Source organism: Streptomyces sp. NPDC058701 (assembly GCF_042715295.1).
In the GTDB taxonomy this organism is placed as follows: domain Bacteria; phylum Actinomycetota; class Actinomycetes; order Streptomycetales; family Streptomycetaceae; genus Streptomyces.
Map to the genome: position 1 here is coordinate 64,422 of NZ_JBHXSY010000002.1, position 15,000 is coordinate 79,421.

Below are 15,000 nucleotides of genomic sequence, written 5' to 3' on the forward strand. Positions count from 1 at the left end.
CCGGCTCCCGGCCGGGTCCGGGACAGCGTCCCGGGCCCGGCCGGTGCTGGTCGTACGCCGCCGGGTGTCAGACCCCGCCGGGCGTCAGGGCCTCCGTGGTCGGCGGGACGCTGGCCGTGGGCGGCTCGGTGTCCGTGGGCGTCGCGGTCGTGGCCGACGGTTCCGGCGAGGTCGTGGGCGGCGTCGTGGCCGTCGTCGGGGTGCTCTTCGTCGGCGTCGGGGACGGCCGCTGGGACGGGGTGCGCACCGGGGTCCGGCCCGGGGCCGGCGCGAGCGTCTGCCCGGGTACGACGGTCTCCCCGGGTCCGGCGGACTCCACGGGCGCGGCCGGTTCGGCGGGCTCCGTCGGCGCAGGATCGTTGCCGCTCGTCCCCGGCAGGACCGTCGGGGGCGCCGTCGGGGACGTGGAGACGGCCGGCGCGTCATTGCCCGGTGACGGCGCGTCCGACGAACTCAGGGTCAGCGCCACCACCGTGCCCAGCACCACCACCGCCAGCGCCCCCGACCCGGCGAGCAGCAGCACGCGCCGCCGGCCGGCCCGCGGGGCGGGTGCGGGCGGCGGCGCCGCGGCGACGGGCTGCTTCGGCGTGAGCGGGAAGGCCTCCTCGAACACCTCCGACAGCGTCGTGGGCGGCTCCGAGCGGCGGGCGACCGGTACCACCGGCGTCAGCCGCGTCACCGCCTCCGCCGCGCCGCGGGGAGCGCCGGGGACCGGTGCGGCCGCCGCGCCGGGTTCCTGCGCGGGCGCTGCGGCCGACACGACCGCCGTCGGGGCCGTCGGCGCGGCCGGCGTACCGGCGGCTCCCGCCGCCGCACCGGTGGCCGTGGCGGCCCCCGCGGCTGCTCCGCCGGACACGGCCGTGCGGGCGGCGCCGCCCGCCGCTCCCGTACCCGCGGCCGTGCGGGCGGCGCCCCCGGCACCCGCGGCCGCGGCGGCCACCGCGGCGGCGGCCGCGGAAGCGCCGGACATGCCGCCCGAGGGACCGGCACCCTTGCCCGTATCCGTGCCGGTGCCGGTGCCCGTGCTCGTGCCGGTGCCGTAGCCCGCGCCCGTGCCCGCCGCGAGGGCGGCCGCGCCGACCGTTCCGCCCGGGCTCGCCGGGAGGGCCGCCGGGGCCTCCAGCCGCAGCGGCGGCGAGGCCGCCACCGCCGCCGACTCCCCGTCCACGACCAGCGCGAGCGCCCGCCGCCCCGCGACCGTGCCCCGCTTGTCGGCGAGCGCGCCCCGCAGCCCGATCGAGGTCTCCAGCTCGGCCCGCGCCCGGTCGAGGCGCCCCTCACACAGTGCGAGCACGCCCAGTTCGTGGTGGAAGTACGCCTGCTCGGCGACCTCCCCCGCCTTCCGCGCGGCCTCGGCGCCCGAGCGCAGCACCCGCTCCCAGGCCTCCCAGTGCAGCGAGGCCGCGAACGCCGGAGCGGCCGTGCGCGCCAGCAGCACCGCCGCCACCACGTCCGCACCGGCCAGCGCGGCGAGCACCGCCTCCGCTTCGGCGCCGACGCGGTCCGGGGTCACCGAGGCGTGCCCGGTCCACCAGGCGTAGTGCCGGGCGGCCGTACGGGCCTCCTCCGCGGCGGTGTCGCCGTACCCGACCTCCTCCAGCTGCCGCGCGACCCCCGCGGCCAGCCGGTAGCGCGCCCCGACGGGCGTCAGCAGCCCGCAGGCCAGCAGTTCCGCGACCGCCGTATCCGCGTGGGTGTCCCCCACCAGTGCCGGCAGGTGCGCGTGGTGCGGCAGCTCCCCGCCCAGCGCGCACGCGATCCGCAGGGCGGCGCGCGCCGACTCGCTGACCCGCGAGGCCAGCAGCTCGGCGGGGGCCGCGCCCTCGGCGAGCGTGGGCAGGGGCACCTCGACGGTGTCGCGCGGGCGCCCCTCGAAGACGCCCGGCTCCTCCTCGTCGTCGTCCTCGTCGGTGCGGTTGAGCTCGTCGCGCTGCCGCAGCAGGGCGGCGGCCTGGACGAAGCGCAGTGCCAGGCCCTCGGAGGCGAACCGCAGGTCCTCCGCCCAGGCGGTCTCCTCGTCCGTCAGCGGCCGGCCCGCGCGGGCCTCCAGCAGGTCCAGGCACTCCGCCTTGCCGAGGCCGGAGAGGAAGACCTCCTCCAGGTGCGAGTCGTCGGAGGGGGCCCGGGTGTCGGGGGTCGCGGCGAGCAGGTAGGCGCACTCGGGGGTGGCGCGCAGCAGTTCGTCGAGGGCGACGCCGCCCATCTCCAGGTCGTCCAGGAGGACGACGGCGCCTATGTCCCGCACCCGGGAGAGGAGCTCGATGCGGTCGGGCCGCTCCTCCGGGGCCTCGTACACGGCCGCGTACAGCGCGTACAGCAGTTCGGCGGGCTGCTGGTGCCCGTACCCGCTGAGCCGTACGACGCCGTCCGGCGCGACATCCGCGCACTCGGCGGCGACCGCGTCGAGCAGGGTGGTGCGGCCCGATCCGGCGGGGCCGGTCAGCCGTACGGACCGTCCCCGGCCCAGCAGCCGTACGAGACGCTCCCGCTCCTCCTCGCGGGCCGGCAGCAGCCGTCCGGGGACGGACTGGCCGGGCAGGGCGGGGGGCCGGGCGCCCGCGTCGCGGGCGCGGCGGGCGGCCGGGCCGCGCTTGGCGGGGCGGCGGCCGGTGTCGGCGCCGGGGCGGTGGGGTTCTATCTCGCTGCCGTCGACGGGGTTGACGGTGAGGGAGAAGTCCCCGGCGGTGAGGGTGACGATGCGTGCGGGACCGGCCGCGGCGGGCACGGCCGGTGCGCCCTCGGACCGGTCCGCCGGCTCGGCCGTCTGCCCCTGTGTACGGTCCATGACCAAGTCCCCCGATCGCGGGCCGCGCGCCTCGCCGTCGTACCGCCCGGCCGTCGCACACTCCGCTGTCGCCACTGGTCCGGTTTCCGCCCGAACCCTAGACCGTGGCCGGTCGCGCCGGAACCGCCGGGGTGCCATCACCACCGGACCGTTACGTTTCCGCAGGAAACGGCGGCCGGGAGGATCACACCCTGGGCAGGGACTCCGCTTCCAGTCCGCCCTCGATGGCGAGGATGCGGTGGAGCCGGGTGGCGACGAGGAGCCGCTGCATCTGCGGCGGCACCCCGCGCAGGACGAGGCGCCGTCCGGTCCGGCCGGCCCTCCGGTGGGCGCCCATGATCACACCGAGGCCGGTGGCGTCCCAGGAGTCGAGCCCGGTGAGGTCCAGCACGAGGTCGCCGTGGCCGTCGTCGAGGGCGGAGTGGAGGACCGTCCGGGCGTCCGCCGCGCTCCGCACGTCGAGGCGGCCCCCGACAGCGAGTTCGGCGTGGTCGCCCCTGATGTGCATGTGAACTCCCGGCAGTACTGCGTACGTATGGTCCGACTGGTCCGTGGTCGGCAACTCTCACTGCAACTGACTGCCGCGCGGGCAGGTAAGTTGCCGACCGTGAGCGAACCGATACCTAATTCACTCCGTGGGGTGAAGGCATTCGAACGGTGGTGCTCAGTGGTCCGGTCGGGTCAGTGCTTGTAGAAGCCCTGACCGCTCTTGCGGCCGATGTCCCCGGCGTCCACCATCCGGCGCATCAGCTCCGGCGGCGCGAACTTCTCGTCCTGCGACTCGGTGTAGATGTTGCTCGTGGCGTGGAGCAGGATGTCGACGCCCGTGAGGTCGGCGGTGGCCAGCGGGCCCATCGCGTGCCCGAAGCCCAGCTTGCACGCGATGTCGATGTCCTCGGCGGAGGCCACGCCCGATTCGTACAGTTTGGCGGCCTCGACGACCAGCGCCGAGATCAGACGGGTCGTCACGAAGCCGGCGACGTCGCGGTTGACGACGATGCAGGTCTTGCCGACGGACTCGGCGAACGCCCGGGTGGTGGCGAGGGTTTCGTCGCTCGTCTTGTAGCCGCGCACGAGCTCGCACAGCTGCATCATCGGGACGGGCGAGAAGAAGTGGGCGCCGACGACGCGCTCCGGACGCTCCGTCACGGCCGCGATCTTGGTGATCGGGATGGCGGAGGTGTTGGAGGCGAGGATCGCGTCCTCGCGCACGATCTTGTCGAGGGCACGGAAGATCTCGTGCTTGATCTCGATCTTCTCGAAGGCGGCCTCGACGACGATGTCCACGTCGGCGGCCGCGTCCAGGTCGGTGGTGGTGGTGATGCGCGCGAGCGCGGCCTCCGCGTCCTCGGCCGACAGCTTGCCCTTGGAGACGAACTTGTCGTACGAGGCCTTGATCCCGTCCGTACCGCGGGTCAGCGCGGCATCGGTGACGTCGCGCAGCACGACGTCCCAACCCGCCTGAGCGGAGACCTGAGCGATCCCGGAACCCATCAGTCCGGCACCGATGACGGCGAGCTTCCCAGCCACTGCACACCCCTCGTTCTCAAAACGGCCCAGTCACGTAGCCTCTCCGGCGGAGACTAGCGTTTGGGCGGTGCGGTGTGGCCGCGAAGTAACACGCGTCACGTCTCAGCTGACGGACATCACACCGGTACGGCCCAGCGCCCCTGCGCAGCCGCCCAGTTCGCTCCGCCCCCTGCTCCGGGTGCCGGCGGCCGGCCGCCGGAGGGGCACCGCGTGCGGATCCCGGCGGGGCGTCACTACGCTGGCGGCATGGTGAACCTCACGCGCATCTACACCCGTACCGGCGACAAGGGCACGACCGCCCTCGGCGACATGAGCCGTACGGCCAAGACCGACCTGCGGATCTCCGCGTACGCCGACGCCAACGAGGCCAACGCGGCCCTGGGGGCGGCGATCGCGCTGGGCGCGCTGCCCGAGGAGGTCGTGAAGGTCCTGGTCCGGGTGCAGAACGACCTCTTCGACGTCGGCGCGGACCTGTGCACGCCGGTGGTGGAGAACCCGCAGTACCCGCCGCTGCGCGTGGAGCAGTTCTACATCGACAAGCTGGAGGCGGACTGCGACCTCTTCCTGGAGCAGGTGGAGAAGCTGCGCAGCTTCATCCTGCCCGGCGGCGCTCCCGGCGCCGCCCTGCTGCACCAGGCGTGCACGGTCGTCCGGCGGGCCGAGCGCTCGACGTGGTCGGCGCTGGAGGTGCACGGCGAGACGATGAACCCGTTGACCGCCACCTACCTCAACCGCCTCTCCGACCTCCTGTTCATCCTGGCCCGCGTGGCCAACAAGGAGGTCGGGGACGTGCTGTGGGTGCCGGGCGGCGAGCGCTGACCCGACCGGGCCGCCGGCGGAGACCTACCCGTCGGCCTTCACCGGGGCGGGCCGCTCCGCGGCGCCGGCCGGGGCCTTCTTCGGCCAGAGCGTGTACGCGACGGCGATGAGGGCGTGGATGCCGACCACGCGCAGGGCGGCGTACTGCGTGGCCTCCAGCGAGCTGACGTCCCCCGCGTCGCCGACGTACCAGACGGCCGCCCGGAGCAGGCCGAGCGCGACGGCGGCGGCGGCGACGGTGCGGGCCCACAGCTTCCACTCGTGGACGGCCCGCGCCGTCCCGTATCCCGCGCCGGGCGGCTTCGGGCCGCCCGCCAGCCGGTGCGCGGCGTGGCCGTCGAGCCACTTCACCGTGTAGTGGCCGTAGGCGACGGTGTAGCCGATGTAGAGCGCGGCGAGACCGTGCTTCCAGTCCGGTGCGGCCCCGTTCTTGAGGTCGACGGTGGTGACGACCAGCAGGACGAGTTCCAGCACCGGTTCGCACAGCAGGACGGCCGCCCCGAGCCGCGGCCTCTTCGCGAGGTAGCGCAGGGCCAGGCCGGCCGCCAGCAGTACCCAGAAGCCGACTTCACAGGCGATGATCAGGGCGACGACCACGGGGGCCCTCCGTTCCGCTCGGTTCTCCGGCGTGTCCTCCCAGGCTCCCGCCCGATCGGGCCCGGATCGTCGTCTGCGGTGACGAAAGACGACTGCACCGTTCGATGTAGCCGGCCTCCGCCCCGGCGCCGAGGCCGGCGGCCCTCTCACCGTGTTGGATGGGTGGGTGACCCCGAGCAGCCTCCGCCCCCACCGCCACGACGTGCTCCTCGCCCTCGTCAGCGTGTTCACTGGCCTGGTGCTCTGGTCGCTCGGCGTGCACCAGGCCGACGGCCGGGACTTCCTCCCCGACTGGGCCGCCCTGATCCCCCTGGTGGTCCTCGGCTCGATGGAGCTGCTGCGCCGCTCCGCGCCCAGGGTGGCGCTGAACGTCGGTACCGTCGGCCTCGTCGCGGACCAGTTCACGGTGGGCAGCCTCGCCACCGTCCTGATCTTCACCGACCTGATGTACGCGGCCGTGGTCTACGGCACGCCCGGCATGGCCCGGCGGCTCCCGGTCTCCACCGGTCTGATCACCGTGGCCGTCACGATCGTCTCGGTGGCCTGGCTGCGGACCCCGCAGGCGCTGCTGATCGGCGTGGTCACCGGCCTCGTCAGCTTCGGGCCGGCTCTGACCGGCGCCACCCTGCGCAACCAGCGGGAGGCGGCCGTGGCGGCCCGGCTGCGCGCCGAGCAGACAGCGCTGCTGGCCGAGATGGACCGTACGCAGGCCGTGATCGCCGAACGCGCCCGGATGGCACGGGAGCTGCACGACATGGTCGCCAACCACCTCTCCGCCATCGCCATCCACTCCACCGCCGCCCTCTCCATCGACCGGGCCGACACCAGCCGCGAGGCACTGGGCGTGATCCGGGAGAACAGCGTCCAGGGACTGGCCGAAATGCGTCGTCTGATCGGACTGCTGCGGGACGCCGGGGGCGACCGGGAACCGATCGCCACGCCCTCGCTCGACGCCCTCGACGCCCTGCTCGGCCAGGCCCGCACCAACGGTTCGGGAAGCGGGCTGGAATTCGTCCTCCACGACGACCGGCCGCCCGGGGGCGACGTACCGGCCCCCGTGGAGCTGGCGGCGTACCGGATCCTCCAGGAGTCGCTGACCAACGCCCTCAAGCACGCGGCGCCGGGCACCGTCTCGGTGCGCGTGGCCCGTGAGGGCGGGCAGCTGAGCGTGGCGGTGGACTCCCCGTACGGGGACCGGCCCGGCCCGCGCGCCCCCGGCTCGGGGGCCGGGCTGATCGGCATGCGGGAGCGGACGGAGCTGCTGGGCGGACGGTTCACGGCGGGCCGGTCGGGCCCGGTGTGGCGGGTGCGGGCGGTCCTGCCCGCGGAGGAGAGGGCGGTGGAGGCATGACCATCCGGGTGGTGGTGGCGGAGGACCAGAGCGCGGTACGGGCCGGGCTGGTGCTGATCCTGCGCAGCGCGGGCGACATCGAGGTGGTGGGCGAGGCCGCCGACGGGGAGGAGGCGGTGCTGCTCGCCCGGGAAATGCGGCCGGATCTCGTCCTCATGGACGTGCAGATGCCCCGCCTGGACGGGGTGTCCGCGACGCGGCAGGTGGTCGCGGAGGGCTCGGCGGACGTCCTCGTCCTGACCACCTTCGACCTGGACGAGTACGTCTTCGGGGCCCTGCGGGCGGGCGCGGCCGGCTTCCTCCTGAAGAACGCGGACGCCGCGGAGCTGATCGCGGCGGTACGCACCGTCGCGCGCGGGGAGGGCCTGATCGCCCCGGCGGTGACCAGGCGGCTCATCGCCGAGTTCGCGGCCCCGCAGGTGCGCCGGCCGCAGGCCCCGCCGGAGACGGCGGCGGCGCTGGCCTCGCTGACGCGACGCGAGCGGGAGGTGCTCGGCTGCCTGGGCGAGGGGTTGTCCAATGCGGAGATCGCGGTGCGGCTGGAGATGGCGGAGGCCACGGTGAAGACGCACGTCAGCAGGCTCCTGGGGAAGCTGGACCTGCGCAGCAGGGTCCAAGCGGCCGTACTCGCCGGGGAGTTGGGCATTTAGGAGCACCGGTCTGGACCTCTTGACGGTTGGTCCAGACCTTTCTACGCTCGCCGGAACACTGTGGTGAGCGTGCATGACAAAGCGTGCTCACGGGCGGCGCAGGTCCCACCCCCATGTCGGAGCCGGCCCCACGGCTCCGACGGACCTTCGGAGGAACACCCTTGAGCACAGCATCCCCACCCCGCAGCCGGCGCACCCGGTTCTTCACGCGGATCGCGGCGGTCGTGGCCGCGCTCGCCGTACCGATCAGCGGGCTCGTCGCGCTGGCCGGACCGGCGCAGGCCGCCGCCGCCGCGACTGCGACGTACACCAAGGTCTCCGACTGGGGCTCCGGCTTCGAGGGCAAGTGGACGGTGAAGAACACCGGCACCACCACCCTCACCAGCTGGACCGTGGAGTGGGACTACCCGGCCGGCACCTCGGTCACCTCGGCCTGGGACGCGACCGTCACCAGCTCGGGCACCCACTGGACGGGCAAGAACCTCGGCTGGAACGGCACCCTCTCCCCCGGCGCCAGCATCAGCTTCGGCTTCAACGGCGCCGGCCCCGGCGCCCCCAGCGGCTGCAAGATCAACGGCGGTTCCTGTGACGGCGCCACCCAGCCCGGCGACAACCCTCCCTCCGCTCCCGGCACCCCCACCGCCGCGAACGTCACCGAGACCTCGCTGACCCTGAGCTGGACGGCCGCCACCGACGACAAGGGCGTCAAGAACTACGACGTCTACCGCGGCGGCACCAAGGCCGCCACGGTGACCGGCACCAGCTACGCGGACACCGGCCTGACCAAGGGCACGGCGTACGCCTACACGGTGATCGCCCGCGACACCGCCGACCAGACCGGTCCCTCCTCCGGCGCGCTGTCCGTCACCACGCCCGGCGGCGGCGGCACCGACCCCGGCGCCGGCACCAAGGTCAAGCTGGGCTACTTCACCAACTGGGGCGTCTACGGGCGCAACTACCACGTGAAGAACCTGGTCACCTCCGGCTCCGCCGCGAAGATCACCCACATCAACTACGCCTTCGGCAACGTCCAGGGCGGCAAGTGCACCATCGGTGACGCCTACGCCGACTACGACAAGGCCTACACCGCCGACCAGAGCGTCGACGGGAAGGCCGACACCTGGGACCAGCCGCTGCGCGGCAACTTCAACCAGCTGCGCAAGCTGAAGGCCCAGTACCCGCACATCAAGATCCTGTGGTCCTTCGGCGGCTGGACCTGGTCCGGCGGCTTCGGCCAGGCCGTCGCCAACCCGGCCGCCTTCGCCCAGTCCTGCCACGACCTGGTGGAGGACCCGCGCTGGGCCGACGTCTTCGACGGCATCGACCTCGACTGGGAGTACCCGAACGCCTGCGGCCTGACCTGCGACACCAGCGGCCCCGCCTCCCTGAAGACCATGATGCAGGCCATGCGCACCAAGTTCGGCGCGAACAACCTGGTCACCGCCGCGATCTCCGCCGACGGCTCCAACGGCGGCAAGCTGGACGCGGCCGACTACGGCGGCGCGGCCCAGTACGTCGACTTCTACAACGTGATGACGTACGACTTCTTCGGCGCCTGGGCGGCGAAGGGCCCCACGGCCCCGCACTCCCCGCTCACCGCCTACCCGGGCATCCCGCAGGACGGCTTCAACTCCGAGGCCGCGATCACCAAGCTCAAGGGCAAGGGCGTCCCCGGCTCCAAGCTCAACCTCGGCATCGGCTTCTACGGCCGCGGCTGGACCGGCGTCACCCAGGCCGCCCCCGGCGGCACCGCCACCGGCCCGGCCCAGGGCACCTACGAGCCGGGCATCGAGGACTACAAGGTCCTCAAGGCCACCTGCCCCTCCACCGGCACCATCGCCGGCACGGCCTACGCCAAGTGCGGCAGCAACTGGTGGAGCTACGACACCCCCGCCACGGTCGCCTCGAAGATGGGCTGGACCAAGCAGCAGGGCCTCAGGGGAGCCTTCTTCTGGGAGTTCAGCGGCGACACCACCAACGGTGAGCTCGCCCACGCGATCCACACCGGGCTCCAGTAACCGCCACTGAGCGCATCCGGTGACAGACGAAGCCGGGGAGACGGGTCCGCCCCCGTCTCCCCGGCTTCTTCGCGTCGTCCGCAGATCCCGCTCAGGCCACGTTCACGCGCTGCCCGGGCGGCGCCGCCTCCAGCCAGGCGAGGAACCCGGTCAGCGCGTCGTCGCTCATCGCCAGCTCCAGGCGCGTCCCCCGGTGGAGGGCGCCGAGCACGACGGCGTCGGAGAGCAGGGCCAGCTCCTCCTCGCCCGCGGGCGCGCGCCGGGCGAGCACCTCGATGGACGAGCGCTCCAGCACGCGGCGCGGCCTCGGCGAGTAGCTGAAGACGCGGAACCACTCGATCCGGTCGCCGCTGTAGCGGGCGACCCCGTACACCCAGCCCTTGCCCGAAACGTCCGGTTCCTCGGACACGCCCCAGCGCATGCTGCAGTCGAAGGTGCCGCCGGACCGCTGGATGAGTCTGCGGCGCAGGCCGAAGACAAACAGCCCGATCACCACCAGGGCTACGACCAGGCCGCTCACAAGCAGAGCGAGGAGCATCTTCACCGACCTCCTCGCTCATCGAAATACCGCGTGCGAAAAAACGACCTGCATCGCCTCAGCCGCGACCCGGTCTGGAAAGCTCCAGAACGGACCGCGGCTGAGGTCTGCCGAGCCCCGGAAGTCGCCCTCCGGGGCTCAGCCTTTCAAACTCCGACGGACGTTCAGCCCGTTACGGCGCGCAGTCGGACATCCGCGCGACGCTCGGCGGCCGCGTCGGCCTCCGACTTCGCGCGCTCCAGTGCCCGCTCCGCACGCTGGACGTCGATCTCGTCAGCGAGCTCGGCGATCTCGGCCAGCAGGGACAACTTGTTGTCCGCGAACGAGATGAAACCGCCGTGCACCGCGGCGACGACAGTGGCGCCGTCACTGGTGCGGATGGTCACAGGGCCCGATTCCAGCACACCGAGAAGCGGCTGGTGACCGGGCATGACGCCGATGTCGCCGGACGTGGTGCGGGCGACAACAAGGGTGGCCTCGCCGGACCAGACATTGCGGTCCGCCGCGACCAGCTCGACGTGCAGCTCAGCAGCCAAGGTGGCTCCTCGGGTCACCACCCGGCGGGTAAGCCGGGTGTTGGGTCAAATTCTAATGGGCGTGGGGAGAGGGACGGGACACACCCGCCCCTCTCCGTGGATCCTTCGGATCCGGGGCGCTCCTCGCGGAGCGCGCCGGATCAGGAGACGCCCAGCTCCTTGGCGTTCGCCTTCAGGTCCTCGATGCCACCGCACAGGAAGAACGCCTGCTCGGGGAAGTGGTCGTAGTCGCCGTCGCAGATCGCGTTGAACGCCACGATCGACTCCTCCAGCGGAACGTCCGAACCGTCGACACCGGTGAACTGCTTGGCGACGTGGGTGTTCTGCGACAGGAAGCGCTCGACGCGACGGGCACGGTGGACAACGAGCTTGTCCTCCTCGCCCAGCTCGTCGATACCGAGGATCGCGATGATGTCCTGGAGGTCCTTGTACTTCTGCAGGATCCCCTTGACGCGCATCGCCGTGGCGTAGTGGTCCGCCGCGATGTACCGCGGGTCGAGGATGCGGGACGTCGAGTCCAGCGGGTCCACGGCCGGGTAGATGCCCTTCTCGGAGATCGGACGGGAAAGAACCGTCGTCGCGTCGAGGTGGGCGAAGGTGGTCGCCGGCGCCGGGTCGGTCAGGTCGTCCGCGGGGACGTAGATCGCCTGCATCGAGGTGATCGAGTGACCACGGGTCGAGGTGATGCGCTCCTGGAGGAGACCCATCTCGTCGGCCAGGTTCGGCTGGTAACCCACCGCGGAGGGCATGCGGCCGAGCAGCGTCGACACCTCGGAACCCGCCTGGGTGTACCGGAAGATGTTGTCGATGAAGAACAGCACGTCCTGCTTCTGCACATCGCGGAAGTACTCCGCCATGGTCAGACCGGCCAGGGCGACGCGCAGACGCGTGCCCGGCGGCTCGTCCATCTGGCCGAAGACGAGGGCCGTCTTGTCGATGACGCCGGACTCGGCCATCTCCTCGATGAGGTCGTTGCCCTCACGGGTACGCTCACCGACGCCCGCGAAGACCGACACACCGTCGTGGTTGTTGGCGACGCGGTAGATCATTTCCTGGATCAGAACGGTCTTGCCGACACCGGCACCACCGAACAGACCGATCTTTCCACCCTTGACGTACGGGGTGAGAAGGTCGATGACCTTGACGCCGGTCTCGAACATCTCGGTCTTCGACTCGAGCTCGTCGAAGCGGGGCGCCTTGCGGTGGATCGGCCAGCGCTCGGTGACGTTGGCGTTCTCCTCCGGGTAGTTCAGCACCTCACCGAGGGTGTTGAACACCTTGCCCTTGGTGAAGTCACCGACGGGGACGGTGATGCCCTCGCCCGTGTCGGTCACCGGGGCCTGGCGGACCAGACCGTCGGTGGGCTGCATGGAGATCGTGCGGACCACGCCGTCACCCAGGTGCTGGGCGACTTCGAGGGTCAGCGTCTTCAGCTTGCCGTCCTCGGCCGGGTCGGCGACCTGGACCTTCAGCGCGTTGTAGATCTCGGGCATGGCGTCGACGGGGAACTCCACGTCGACGACCGGGCCGATGACCCGGGCGACGCGGCCCGTGGCGGCGGCCGTCTCAACAGTGGTCGTCATTACTTGTCACTCCCCGCGGTCGCGTCAGCCATGGCGCTCGCGCCACCGACGATCTCGCTGATTTCCTGGGTGATTTCGGCCTGGCGGGCCGCGTTGGCAAGCCGGGAGAGACTCTTGATGAGGTCTCCGGCGTTGTCGGTCGCCGACTTCATCGCGCGGCGGCGGGCGGCGTGCTCGGAAGCGGCCGACTGCAGCAGTGCGTTGTAGATGCGGCTCTCGACGTAGCGCGGCAGAAGGGCGTCGAGGACGTCCTCCGCCGACGGCTCGAAGTCGAACAGCGGAAGGATCTCGCCCTTCGCGCCGCCCGCGGTTGTCTCGGTCTCCGGAGCCTCGTCGAGGCTGAGCGGCAGCATCCGGCCGTCGACCGCGTTCTGCGTCATCATCGACACGAATTCCGTGTAGATGATGTGCAGCTCGTCGACGCCGCCCTCGGCCGTCTCCGTCTGGATGGCCTCGATCAGCGGCCCCGCGACGCGCTTGGCGTCGGAGTAGGCCGGGCTGTCCGTGAAGCCGGTCCACGACTCCGCGACCTTGCGCTCGCGGAAGCCGAAGTAGGCCAGACCCTTGCGGCCGACGATGTACGTGTCGACCTCCTTGCCCTCGCCGCGCAGCCGCTCGGTGAGCCGCTCCGCCTGCTTGATGGCGTTCGAGGAGTAGCCGCCGGCCAGACCGCGGTCGCTCGTGATGAGCAGGACCGCGGCACGCGCCGGCGCCTCGACCTCGGTGGTCAGGGCGTGCTTGGTGTTCGAGCCGGTCGCCACCGCGGTCACCGCACGGGTGAGCTCGGTCGCGTACGGCATCGATGCCGCCACCTTGCGCTGCGCCTTGACGATGCGCGAGGCGGCGATCATTTCCATCGCCTTGGTGATCTTCTTGGTCGCCGTGACGGCACGGATGCGACGCTTGTAGACCCGGAGCTGCGCTCCCATGAGTCAGGTCCCTTCCGTCGTCACTTGGAGACGTTGACGGCCGGCGCGTCCTCGCCCAGAAGCTTGCCGTCCGAGGTTTCGAACTGCTGCTTGAAGGCGGCGATGGCGTCGGCGATCGACGTCAGGGTGTCGTCCGACATCTTGCCGCCGTCGGCGATGGAGGTGAGGAGGTCCTTGCGCTCGCGGCGCAGGTGCTCCAGCAGCTCCGACTCGAAGCGACGGATGTCGTTGACCGGGACGTCGTCCATCTTGCCGGTGGTGCCGGCCCAGACGGAGACGACCTGCTCCTCGACGGGCATGGGCTGGTACTGACCCTGCTTGAGCAGCTCGACCAGGCGCTTGCCGCGCTCCAGCGAAGCCTTCGAAGCGGCGTCCAGGTCGGAACCGAAGGCGGCGAACGCCTCCAGCTCGCGGTACTGGGCGAGGTCCAGGCGCAGACGGCCGGAAACCTGCTTCATCGCCTTGTGCTGGGCGGAGCCACCGACGCGGGAGACCGAGATGCCGACGTTCAGCGCCGGGCGCTGGCCCGCGTTGAAAAGGTCGGACTCCAGGAAGCACTGGCCGTCGGTGATGGAGATGACGTTGGTCGGGATGAACGCCGACACGTCGTTCGCCTTGGTCTCGACGATCGGCAGACCGGTCATCGAACCGGCACCCATGTCGTCGGAGAGCTTCGCGCAGCGCTCCAGCAGACGGGAGTGCAGGTAGAAGACGTCGCCCGGGTAGGCCTCGCGGCCCGGCGGACGGCGCAGCAGCAGCGACACGGCGCGGTAGGCGTCGGCCTGCTTCGACAGGTCGTCGAAGATGATCAGGACGTGCTTGCCGGCGTACATCCAGTGCTGGCCGATGGCCGAACCGGTGTACGGCGCCAGGTACTTGAAGCCGGCCGGGTCGGAGGCCGGGGCGGCGACGATCGTCGTGTACTCGAGCGCGCCGGCGTCTTCCAGGGCGCCGCGAACGGACGCGATGGTCGAGCCCTTCTGGCCGATGGCGACGTAGATGCAGCGAACCTGCTTGTTCACGTCGCCCGAGCGCCAGTTGTCGCGCTGGTTGATGATCGTGTCGACGGCAAGAGCGGTCTTGCCGGTCTGACGGTCACCGATGATCAGCTGACGCTGGCCACGGCCGACGGGCACCATGGCGTCGATGGCCTTGTAGCCGGTCTGCATGGGCTCGTGAACCGACTTGCGGATCATGACGCCCGGGGCCTGCAGTTCGAGGGCGCGACGGCCTTCGGTCGCGATCTCGCCGAGACCGTCGATCGGGTTGCCGAGCGGGTCGACGACGCGGCCGAGGTATCCCTCGCCGACGCCGACGGAGAGCACCTCACCGGTGCGCTGCACCGGCTGGCCCTCCTCGATTCCGCTGAACTCGCCGAGGACGACCGCACCGATCTCGCGCTCGTCGAGGTTGAGGGCGAGACCGAGGGTGCCGTCCTCGAACTTCAGCAGCTCGTTCGCCATGGCGGAGGGAAGACCCTCCACCTTTGCGATGCCGTCGCCGGCAACGCTGACCGTTCCGACCTCCTCGCGCGAGGCCGCGTCCGGCTGGTACGACTGGACGAAGTTCTCCAGTGCGTCCCGGATCTCCTCCGGCCGGATCGTGAGCTCCGCCATCTGGGTTCCCTGCTCTCCTTGTTGGGCCTGAAGCTTCTTAGGGGTCTG

At 71.7% G+C, this 15,000-nt stretch carries 13 protein-coding genes; 4 read left to right on the forward strand and 9 right to left on the reverse strand.

Annotated features, from left to right (window positions below):
* Nucleotides 1–67 precede the first annotated feature (67 nt).
* From ACFWW8_RS02080 to ACFWW8_RS02090, 3 genes are all read right to left on the reverse strand, one after another.
* Entirely contained in the window at nucleotides 68–2,785 is a 2,718-nt protein-coding gene (locus ACFWW8_RS02080) for an ATP-binding protein (protein WP_386522366.1), read from the reverse strand.
* Between the two features lie 184 nt (nucleotides 2,786–2,969).
* The gene (locus ACFWW8_RS02085; protein ID WP_267717808.1) at nucleotides 2,970–3,293 is read right to left on the reverse strand and encodes an STAS domain-containing protein; all 324 of its coding nucleotides are present in this window, start codon (nucleotides 3,291–3,293) and stop codon (nucleotides 2,970–2,972) included.
* A 173-nt stretch (nucleotides 3,294–3,466) separates the two neighbouring features.
* Nucleotides 3,467–4,315, reverse strand: coding sequence for a 3-hydroxyacyl-CoA dehydrogenase family protein (locus ACFWW8_RS02090; protein WP_386522369.1), 849 nt, complete (start codon nucleotides 4,313–4,315; stop codon nucleotides 3,467–3,469).
* A gap of 246 nt (nucleotides 4,316–4,561) precedes the next feature.
* On the opposite strand from ACFWW8_RS02090, the gene ACFWW8_RS02095 reads away from it, so the two are divergent.
* Nucleotides 4,562–5,134: a cob(I)yrinic acid a,c-diamide adenosyltransferase gene (locus tag ACFWW8_RS02095; RefSeq protein WP_386522371.1), complete on the forward strand. Its 573-nt coding sequence runs from the start codon at nucleotides 4,562–4,564 to the stop codon at nucleotides 5,132–5,134.
* Between the two features lie 24 nt (nucleotides 5,135–5,158).
* Here ACFWW8_RS02095 and ACFWW8_RS02100 read toward each other — a convergent pair whose 3' ends face one another.
* On the reverse strand, nucleotides 5,159–5,731 hold the full coding sequence (locus ACFWW8_RS02100; protein WP_386522374.1) for a hypothetical protein: 573 nt from the start codon (nucleotides 5,729–5,731) through the stop codon (nucleotides 5,159–5,161).
* Between the two features lie 166 nt (nucleotides 5,732–5,897).
* On the opposite strand from ACFWW8_RS02100, the gene ACFWW8_RS02105 reads away from it, so the two are divergent.
* The 3 genes from ACFWW8_RS02105 to ACFWW8_RS02115 all read left to right on the forward strand — a co-directional run bounded on the left by ACFWW8_RS02105 (nucleotide 5,898) and on the right by ACFWW8_RS02115 (nucleotide 9,750).
* On the forward strand, nucleotides 5,898–7,082 hold the full coding sequence (locus ACFWW8_RS02105; protein ID WP_386522376.1) for a sensor histidine kinase: 1,185 nt from the start codon (nucleotides 5,898–5,900) through the stop codon (nucleotides 7,080–7,082).
* Nucleotides 7,079–7,732: a response regulator gene (locus ACFWW8_RS02110; RefSeq protein ID WP_386522379.1), complete on the forward strand. Its 654-nt coding sequence runs from the start codon at nucleotides 7,079–7,081 to the stop codon at nucleotides 7,730–7,732. The genes ACFWW8_RS02105 and ACFWW8_RS02110 overlap by 4 nt, the downstream gene beginning before the upstream one ends.
* A 113-nt stretch (nucleotides 7,733–7,845) precedes the next feature.
* Nucleotides 7,846–9,750, forward strand: coding sequence for a glycosyl hydrolase family 18 protein (locus ACFWW8_RS02115; RefSeq protein ID WP_386522381.1), 1,905 nt, complete (start codon nucleotides 7,846–7,848; stop codon nucleotides 9,748–9,750).
* 91 nt (nucleotides 9,751–9,841) lie between these two features.
* Here the strand turns inward: ACFWW8_RS02115 and ACFWW8_RS02120 are convergent, their stop codons facing one another.
* From ACFWW8_RS02120 to atpA, 5 genes are all read right to left on the reverse strand, one after another.
* Nucleotides 9,842–10,288 (reverse strand): DUF2550 domain-containing protein, encoded by a 447-nt coding sequence (locus ACFWW8_RS02120; RefSeq protein ID WP_386522384.1) that lies wholly within the window; start codon nucleotides 10,286–10,288, stop codon nucleotides 9,842–9,844.
* 164 nt (nucleotides 10,289–10,452) lie between these two features.
* Nucleotides 10,453–10,824 (reverse strand): F0F1 ATP synthase subunit epsilon, encoded by a 372-nt coding sequence (locus tag ACFWW8_RS02125; RefSeq protein WP_351271292.1) that lies wholly within the window; start codon nucleotides 10,822–10,824, stop codon nucleotides 10,453–10,455.
* 140 nt (nucleotides 10,825–10,964) lie between these two features.
* A complete protein-coding gene (atpD, locus tag ACFWW8_RS02130) occupies nucleotides 10,965–12,407 on the reverse strand; it encodes a F0F1 ATP synthase subunit beta (protein WP_386522387.1) in 1,443 nt (480 codons plus the stop codon).
* The gene (locus ACFWW8_RS02135; protein ID WP_386522389.1) at nucleotides 12,407–13,336 is read right to left on the reverse strand and encodes a F0F1 ATP synthase subunit gamma; all 930 of its coding nucleotides are present in this window, start codon (nucleotides 13,334–13,336) and stop codon (nucleotides 12,407–12,409) included. The genes atpD and ACFWW8_RS02135 overlap by 1 nt, the downstream gene beginning before the upstream one ends.
* A 20-nt stretch (nucleotides 13,337–13,356) precedes the next feature.
* Nucleotides 13,357–14,952, reverse strand: coding sequence for a F0F1 ATP synthase subunit alpha (gene atpA / locus ACFWW8_RS02140; protein ID WP_267717820.1), 1,596 nt, complete (start codon nucleotides 14,950–14,952; stop codon nucleotides 13,357–13,359).
* Nucleotides 14,953–15,000: the final 48 nt, after the last annotated feature.

Bases quoted from the DNA above. Each gene is read 5' to 3' on its own strand.
- ACFWW8_RS02080 (WP_386522366.1), bottom strand. From the start codon at position 2,785: ATGGACCGTACACAGGGGCAGACGGCCGAGCCGGCGGACCGGTCCGAG.
- ACFWW8_RS02120 (WP_386522384.1), bottom strand. From the start codon at position 10,288: ATGCTCCTCGCTCTGCTTGTGAGCGGCCTGGTCGTAGCCCTGGTGGTG.
- ACFWW8_RS02115 (WP_386522381.1), top strand. From the start codon at position 7,846: ATGTCGGAGCCGGCCCCACGGCTCCGACGGACCTTCGGAGGAACACCC.
- atpD (WP_386522387.1), bottom strand. From the start codon at position 12,407: ATGACGACCACTGTTGAGACGGCCGCCGCCACGGGCCGCGTCGCCCGG.
- ACFWW8_RS02095 (WP_386522371.1), top strand. From the start codon at position 4,562: ATGGTGAACCTCACGCGCATCTACACCCGTACCGGCGACAAGGGCACG.
- ACFWW8_RS02135 (WP_386522389.1), bottom strand. From the start codon at position 13,336: ATGGGAGCGCAGCTCCGGGTCTACAAGCGTCGCATCCGTGCCGTCACG.
- ACFWW8_RS02085 (WP_267717808.1), bottom strand. From the start codon at position 3,293: ATGCACATCAGGGGCGACCACGCCGAACTCGCTGTCGGGGGCCGCCTC.
- ACFWW8_RS02110 (WP_386522379.1), top strand. From the start codon at position 7,079: ATGACCATCCGGGTGGTGGTGGCGGAGGACCAGAGCGCGGTACGGGCC.
- atpA (WP_267717820.1), bottom strand. From the start codon at position 14,952: ATGGCGGAGCTCACGATCCGGCCGGAGGAGATCCGGGACGCACTGGAG.